Annotated in this window: 7 protein-coding genes; 4 read left to right on the top strand and 3 right to left on the bottom strand. The window is 72.0% G+C overall.

Annotated features, from left to right (window positions below; genetic code table 11):
• From ABZ260_RS44225 to ABZ260_RS44215, 3 genes are all read left to right on the top strand, one after another.
• On the top strand, nt 1-189 hold a 189-nt coding region (locus ABZ260_RS44225), incomplete at its 5' end, for a hypothetical protein (protein WP_355630007.1).
• Entirely contained in the window at nt 186-587 is a 402-nt protein-coding gene (locus ABZ260_RS44220) for a PPOX class F420-dependent oxidoreductase (protein WP_355630004.1), read from the top strand. The genes ABZ260_RS44225 and ABZ260_RS44220, both read left to right, overlap by 4 nt.
• Nucleotides 580-1,431, top strand: a complete 852-nt coding sequence (locus ABZ260_RS44215; protein ID WP_355630001.1) for an LLM class flavin-dependent oxidoreductase — start codon at nt 580-582, stop codon at nt 1,429-1,431. Before ABZ260_RS44220 ends, ABZ260_RS44215 begins: the two co-directional genes overlap by 8 nt.
• 133 nt (nt 1,432-1,564) lie before the next feature.
• Here ABZ260_RS44215 and ABZ260_RS44210 read toward each other — a convergent pair whose 3' ends face one another.
• From ABZ260_RS44210 to ABZ260_RS44200, 3 genes are all read right to left on the bottom strand, one after another.
• Nucleotides 1,565-1,798, bottom strand: coding sequence for a hypothetical protein (locus tag ABZ260_RS44210; RefSeq protein WP_350920441.1), 234 nt, complete (start codon nt 1,796-1,798; stop codon nt 1,565-1,567).
• An 81-nt stretch (nt 1,799-1,879) separates the two neighbouring features.
• Complete coding sequence (locus ABZ260_RS44205; RefSeq protein ID WP_355629998.1) at nt 1,880-2,350, bottom strand: nitroreductase family deazaflavin-dependent oxidoreductase; 471 nt, start codon at nt 2,348-2,350, stop codon at nt 1,880-1,882.
• Between the two features lie 358 nt (nt 2,351-2,708).
• On the bottom strand, nt 2,709-4,067 hold the full coding sequence (locus ABZ260_RS44200) for a S8 family serine peptidase (protein ID WP_355629994.1): 1,359 nt from the start codon (nt 4,065-4,067) through the stop codon (nt 2,709-2,711).
• Between the two features lie 170 nt (nt 4,068-4,237).
• On the opposite strand from ABZ260_RS44200, the gene ABZ260_RS44195 reads away from it, so the two are divergent.
• Nucleotides 4,238-6,292: a spermidine synthase gene (locus tag ABZ260_RS44195; protein ID WP_355629991.1), complete on the top strand. Its 2,055-nt coding sequence runs from the start codon at nt 4,238-4,240 to the stop codon at nt 6,290-6,292.
• Nucleotides 6,293-6,422 lie beyond the last annotated feature (130 nt).

The following is a 6,422-nucleotide window of genomic DNA, read 5'->3' as shown; positions in this document are numbered from 1 at the left end:
GCCTCCGGCATCTCCTCCAGCGCCGCAGGTGTGCCGGACTCCGCCTTCACCGCCCTGTTCTGGCTGGGCGCGGCCGCCGCGGTCCTCGGGATCGCGATCTCACCGCTCGCGGTACGGCACGCCGCCGCGGTGGCGCCCCCGCCTCGTGGCCCGCAGCCGGCTCAAGAGCTCCAACGGACGGACACATGAGCATCTTCACCGACCTCGAACTCGCCTATCTGCGCGGCGGACGTCTGCTCGGGCGGCTGGCCACCGTCGGGCCGGACGGCATGCCGCACGTCGCGCCGGTCGGCTGGTCCCTCGACGGCGCGGGCCGGGTCATCGAGATCAGCGGTCGTAACTTCGGCAGGTCCAAGAAGTTCAGGGACGTGGTGCGCACCGGCCGCGCGGCCCTGGTGGTCGACGACGTGCTGCCGCCGTGGCGGCCTCGGGGCGTGGAGGTTCGGGGCCGCGCCGAGGCCGTCCCGGGCGACCGGCCGCGGATCCTGCTGTACCCGGCGCGGATCGTCAGCTGGGGCCTGGAGAGCGGCCCGACCATCGAGGACACCTACCGCGCCCGCGACGTCAAAGGGGCGGCCGATGCCTGACTACGGACACGATCTGCTGTTCGCCGCCAACATCATCCCCTCCAGCCGGGACGCGGACATGGTGGTGCGGCTCGCCCAGGCGGCCGAACGGGCGGGTGCGGATCTGGTCACCTTCCAGGACCATCCGTACCAGCCCGCGTTCCTCGATACCTGGACGCTGCTCGCCTACGTCGCGGCGGCCACGACCAGCGTCCGGCTGGCCGGCAACGTCCATCCGCTGCCGCTGCGCCCCCCGGCGATGCTCGCCAGGAGCGCCGCCGGCCTCGACCTCCTCAGCGGCGGCCGGTTCGAGCTCGCACTGGGGGCCGGGGCGTTCTGGGACGGTATCGAGGCCATGGGGGGCCCGCGCCGCGCACCGGGGGACGCGGTCACGGCGCTGGAGCAGGGCATCCAGATCATCCGTGCTCTCTGGGATGTCGACGCGTCCGGTGACGTCCACGTCGACGGGCGGCACCACCGGGTCCGCGGGGCCAGGCGCGGCCCTCGCCCCGCCCACGACATAGGCATCTGGCTCGGCGCGTACGGGCCGCGCATGCTCCGGCTGACCGGACGGGCCGCCGATGGCTGGCTCCCCTCCCTCCCACGCCTCGAAACCCCCGCGCGGCTCGCCGAGGGCAACGCCGTCATCGACGAGGCCGCCGCGGCGGCGGGTCGCTCACCCGGCCAGATCCGCCGCCTCCTCAATCTCGGTGACGAACTGCCCGCCGAACGGATCGCCGACCTCGCCCTCACCCACGGGGTCAGTGTCTTCACGCTGATGGTCCACGACCCCTCGCAGATTCAGCGATTCGTCGGTGAGGTCGCTCCGGCCGTCCGCGAGCTGGTCGCCAAGGAGCGGGCCTGATGTTCCGCCCAGAGCCGGAGCGAGGAGATCCGACGATCCCGCCCCCGCAGGCCGGCCCCAAGGTGGCCGAGCCGGTCCGGCGGCACGCGCCGCGCCCCCGGTCGGCTCTGACGCGCGACGACCTCCGGGGACCTCAGGCCGGGGGGCCGTACGGCTCGATCCTTGGGTCGGCGTAGGGGCCCTCGCCCGCCGCGGGGTCGACACGGCGGGCCGCGGCCTCGGTCACCCGCAGCCCGTACAGGCCCTGATCGGGGTCGATGAGCACCAGGCCGTAGCCGGTGTCGACCTCCTCCTTGGGCAGTCCCAGATGCCGCATGGCCTGCGCGAGCGTCGCGTCGGGCGGGAGCCGTACGGTGATCAGGAGCATGACCTCACGGTACGCGTTCGGCGCGGCGGCGCAACGAGGCGAGGATCCCGGGAGTGTCGACGGCGCCGTGGGCGTGGCCGGTCAGAGGCGAGGAGAGAGGCGGAAGACGCGCAGTTCGCGGTCGGCCGCCCGCTCGGTGTAGCGGTCGTAGACCGGCCAGGCCCCGACCAGCCGTGCCCAGGCGTCGGCCCGTTCGTCGCCGGTCAGCAGGTGACCGGTGACCGGTGACACCCGGCCCCGGAAGCTCACCGTGGCCTCCGGGGTCGCGATGAGGTTGCCGCTCCAGGCGGGGTGGTTCGGGCGGCCGAAGTTGGAGCCGACCAGCAGGAAGCCGCCGTCGTCCTCGGGCAGGCAGGAGACCGGTGCGACGCGCGGCTCGCCGCTTTTGCTGCCGGTCGTGGTGAGGATGAGGGTGGGCAGCATCTGGTCGCTCAGCACGACCCTGCCCCGGGTCAGGCGGTGCGCGGCCCGGTCCATCCTGGGCACGATCCCGGGGGCGATCCTGGCGAAGGCGTCGGTCGCCGACAGCCACTGGACGAACGGCCTGAGCATCCTGATGAGGCGTCGACCCACAGCGATCTCGCAATCTCTCGCCCCGATCCGGCGTGCGCCCCACCGTAAGACGTAGCAAGCGCTAGGTCAACCCCGAGGCGCGGGCGCCCGGCACCAGGACGCCCGAGCCCGGCGTCCACGACTTCTTCATGGATCGGGTCTTCGCCGCGCGGGGCGCCGAGGTGCTGACGAGTCAGGCGTGCCTCGGCCGCCTGCGCGACGGCCCCCGGGCGAAAGGCCGGCCGGGGGACCGTACGGCTCGATTCTCAGGTTCTCCTTCTCCGGCGGCCCCAGGTGCCACTTGGCCCGCGCGAGCGTCGCGCCGGGCGGGAGCCGTACGGTGATCAGGAGCATGACCTCACGGCACGCGTTCGGCGCGGCGGCGCAACGAGGCGAGGATCCCGGCGGCGTCGACGACGCCGTAGCCGTGGTCGTGGTCGAAGCCGATGTCGCTCCGGTCGTCGGCGGTGCGCCGGAGCAGGGTGCGCAGCTGGGCGGGGGACAGGCGGGAGGAGGACCACCGGGTGCGCACGGCCGCGACCAGGCCGGCGGTGACGGGGCACGCGGCCGAGGTGCCCGAGTCAGCCTCGTCGTCGCCGAAGGCCCGGGAGCCGGAGAAGTGGGTGTAGGCGCACAGATCCGGCTTACGGGCGACGAGGCGGCCCGGCCCCTGAGAGGAGTAGCCGACCCGCTCGCCACGGGTGTCGACGCCGCCGATCGACAGGACGCGCGGGTGGGAGTTGGCGCCGGTGATCGGCCGGTCCGGGTACGCGCACCGGCCGTCGGGGCAGTCGCGCCCGCAGTTTCCCGCGGCGAACAGCACGTCGGCGCCCGCCCGCTCCAGGCTGGAGACGATCAGGTTGAAGGGGTGGGCCGGATTGTCGGAGTAGTTGCCGGGGTGGCCGACGGGGAAGTCCCAGCTGGGAGAGAAGGAGCCCCAGCTGTTGCTGACGACCAGGGACCGCGAAGCGGCGGGCTGGGCTTCCAGGACGGTGCGCAGGTGGGCGAAGGCCGCCACCGCGTCCGACAGCAGGCCGTCCAGGGCCGAGCCGCCGGGGCGCCGGGAGAGCAGCACCGGCATGTCGATCAGTGACGCCCTCGGGGCGGCGATGAGCGCGTCGAAGGCGCACATCGTGCCGTGGTCGACGGGGAACTCACCCGCCCTGCCCTGCACCCCCGACGGCTTCCAGCTGCGCTGCTCGTCGACGGTGACATCGCGGCCGAGGTGCCGGGCGACGTGCGCGGAGTTGATTCCGGTGTCGAGCACCGCGAGCGCGACGCCCGAGCCGTCGAGGCCGTCACCGGCCAGCTCGGTGACGTGGAGCAGTCGCTCCACGTCACGCCAGTCGCCCACCGGGGGCGTGCCGCCGCAGGTGAGGCCCCGCTCGATCACCGGGTCGGCGAAGACCCCCACGACGTCGGGGCGGAGCGTGGGCAGCAGGGTGATCCGGGTGGATGTCTCGTCGTCGGAGATCTCCCCGCGGACCAGGACGGAGGCCTCGTCGGCGGCGAAGGAGAACGTCAGCGGCTGGTTGAGCGAGAGCGGGTCGCCTCCGGCACCGGGCACCGGGCGGGGTACGACGACGGGCGAGAAGGAGGGGTCCACGACGACCCCGGGCAGCGGGTCGGCGACGTCGGCCGCAGCCGTGCTCACCGAGGGGTCGGCCACGGCCGCGACGACGTCTGGAGAGGGGCGGAGCTGGAGCAGGACTCGCATGTGCACCACCGGTACTCGGGGGGATCGGACTTCACCACATTCCTGCATTCACCTCGAGCGCGTCCAGCCGTTGAAACCGTCCCCTATCGGGTTTCAAGTGTCCAATCGGTGTAAATGGTGGGCGTGGATTTCCTTCCCTGAGCGAGTACCGGTCACTAGCGTTGGGCGGCATGACCGCAGCGGCGGAGACGACGCCAACCTCCCATTCCGATGTCCGGCACACGCACTGGCTGGGCACCCGTCCCAGGCTGATCGTGGCCAGTGGTTTCATGCTCTTCCTGGAACTGGCCCTGATCCGGTGGACCGGGTCGAACATCGTTCACCTCAGTTACTTCACCAACTTCGTCCTGCTGGGATCCTTCCTCGGCATCGGGCTCGGCTTCCTGCGGGTGGGACGCAGCACCCGGCAGCCCTACTACTCGCCGATCGTGCTGGCGGTCCTGGTCCTGGTCGTGCTGTTCTTCCCGGTGACCGTGGACCGCCAGACCGAGGGCGTCCTGTACTGGACGAGCCTGAGCGAGAGCGGGCCGCCCGCCTGGCTGATCCTGCCGGTGATCTTCGCCGCGGCGGCGATCGTGCTGATGGGCCCGGCCGAGCTGGTCGGGCGGTGCTTCCCCGAACTCGACCGGCTGGAGGCCTACCGCTACGACCTGATCGGCAGCCTCAGCGGCATCGGGCTGTTCACCGCGCTGTCGTTCCTCAGCGCGCCCCCGGTGGTGTGGGGCACGATCGCCGCGATCGCCTACGCGGTGCTGCTCTGGCCCCGCAGGGTCTGGGCCCGCGTGGCGCTGCTGGTCCCGTCGCTGGTCATCGTCGGCGCCCTCGCGATGGAGACGCTGACGGCCGGGGCGCTGTGGTCGCCCTACTACAAGGTGACCTACGTGCGCGGCTACTGGAACGACGTGCCGCTGATGGACATCAAGGTCAACGGCATCCCGCACCAGCAGGCCACCCCGGCCAAGAGCCGCCTGGAGTGGGAGCGCCAGTACGCCCTGCCGTACGAGCGGGCGGCCTCCGGCAAGCTGGACGACGTGCTGATCGTGGGCGCGGGCAGCGGCACCGACGTGTCGATCGCGCTGTCCAAGGGCGCCAAGCACGTGGACGCCGTGGAGATCGACCCCAAGCTGCTCGAACTCGGGCGCTCCTACCACCCGGACAGGCCCTACGACGACCCCCGGGTCACCACCCACGTCACCGACGGCCGCGCCTTCCTGGAGAGGACCTCCGGCAAGTACGACCTGATCCTCTTCGCGCTGCCCGACTCGCTCACCCTGGTCTCCGGGGCGAGTTCGCTGCGGCTGGAGAGCTACCTGTTCACCCAGCAGGCGATGGAGGCCGCCAGGGACCACCTCAAGCCCGGCGGCGCCTTCTCGATGTACAACTACTACCGCGAGACCTGGCTGGTGGACCGCCTCGGCTCCACCATGCAGGCCGCCTTCGGCCACAAGCCCTGCGTCGACATCGTCAGCGAGACCGGCCAGCAGGCGGTGATCACCGCGGGTCTCACCACCGAGGCGCAGCGGTGCGGCTCCGAGTGGGCGGGGGCGACCGCCGACACCCCGCCGCCGACCGGTGACGACCGGCCCTTCCTCTACCTGAAGGACCAGACGATCCCGCAGATCTACATCATCACCCTCGGGCTGATCCTCCTCGTCAGCCTGCTCGCCGTCCGCGCCGTCGCCGGCCCGTACCGCCGGATGCGCCCGTACGCCGACCTCTTCCTGCTCGGCGTGGCGTTCCTGCTGCTGGAGACCAAGAGCGTCACCGGGTTCGCGCTGCTGTTCGGCACCACCTGGGTGGTGAACGCGATCGTGTTCGGCGGGGTGCTGGTCGCCGTGCTCGCCGCGGTGGAGGTGACCCGCCGCTTCCGGGTGCCGTCTCTACCCGTGATGTACGGCGTGCTGCTCGCCGGGCTGGTCCTGGCCTGGCTGGTGCCCAACTCCTGGCTGCTGGGCCTGCCGCTGCCGCTGCGCGCGGTGGTCGCCGTGGTCGTGGCGTTCCTGCCGATCTTCGCGGCCAACGTGGTGTTCGCCAAGCGCTTCGCCGACTCCGCCGACGCCACCGTGTCCTTCGGCGCCAACCTGCTGGGCGCGATGGTCGGCGGCTGCCTGGAGTATCTGGCGCTGGTCATCGGCTACCAGGCACTGCTGATCGTGGCGGGCCTGATCTATCTCGGCGCCTTCGCCCTGCTGCCCAGGACCGCCAGGACCGTCGGGACCGGCTGAGCCGGGGACGCGCGGTCCCGGCGGTCGCCGGTTCGAGAGAGAGGTACGGCCGGTCCTCCCCGGGGAGGCCGCCCGGTCGTGGCGTCGATCAAGGAGTTCTTCGGCACCTCCCAGCTGTCGCAGTTCATGG

Origin of the sequence: Streptosporangium sp. NPDC006013 (assembly GCF_040614275.1) — a bacterium.
GTDB lineage: Bacteria > Actinomycetota > Actinomycetes > Streptosporangiales > Streptosporangiaceae > Streptosporangium.
The sequence above is the reverse complement of the archived record's forward strand: the minus strand, read 5'-3'. Positions and strand labels throughout refer to the sequence as shown.

What these genes read in the sequence shown, in the direction of transcription:
- ABZ260_RS44220 (WP_355630004.1), top strand. Translation starts at nt 186, where the DNA reads ATGAGCATCTTCACCGACCTCGAACTCGCCTATCTGCGCGGCGGACGT.
- ABZ260_RS44215 (WP_355630001.1), top strand. Translation starts at nt 580, where the DNA reads ATGCCTGACTACGGACACGATCTGCTGTTCGCCGCCAACATCATCCCC.
- ABZ260_RS44210 (WP_350920441.1), bottom strand. Translation starts at nt 1,798, where the DNA reads ATGCTCCTGATCACCGTACGGCTCCCGCCCGACGCGACGCTCGCGCAG.
- ABZ260_RS44205 (WP_355629998.1), bottom strand. Translation starts at nt 2,350, where the DNA reads ATGCTCAGGCCGTTCGTCCAGTGGCTGTCGGCGACCGACGCCTTCGCC.
- ABZ260_RS44200 (WP_355629994.1), bottom strand. Translation starts at nt 4,067, where the DNA reads ATGCGAGTCCTGCTCCAGCTCCGCCCCTCTCCAGACGTCGTCGCGGCC.
- ABZ260_RS44195 (WP_355629991.1), top strand. Translation starts at nt 4,238, where the DNA reads ATGACCGCAGCGGCGGAGACGACGCCAACCTCCCATTCCGATGTCCGG.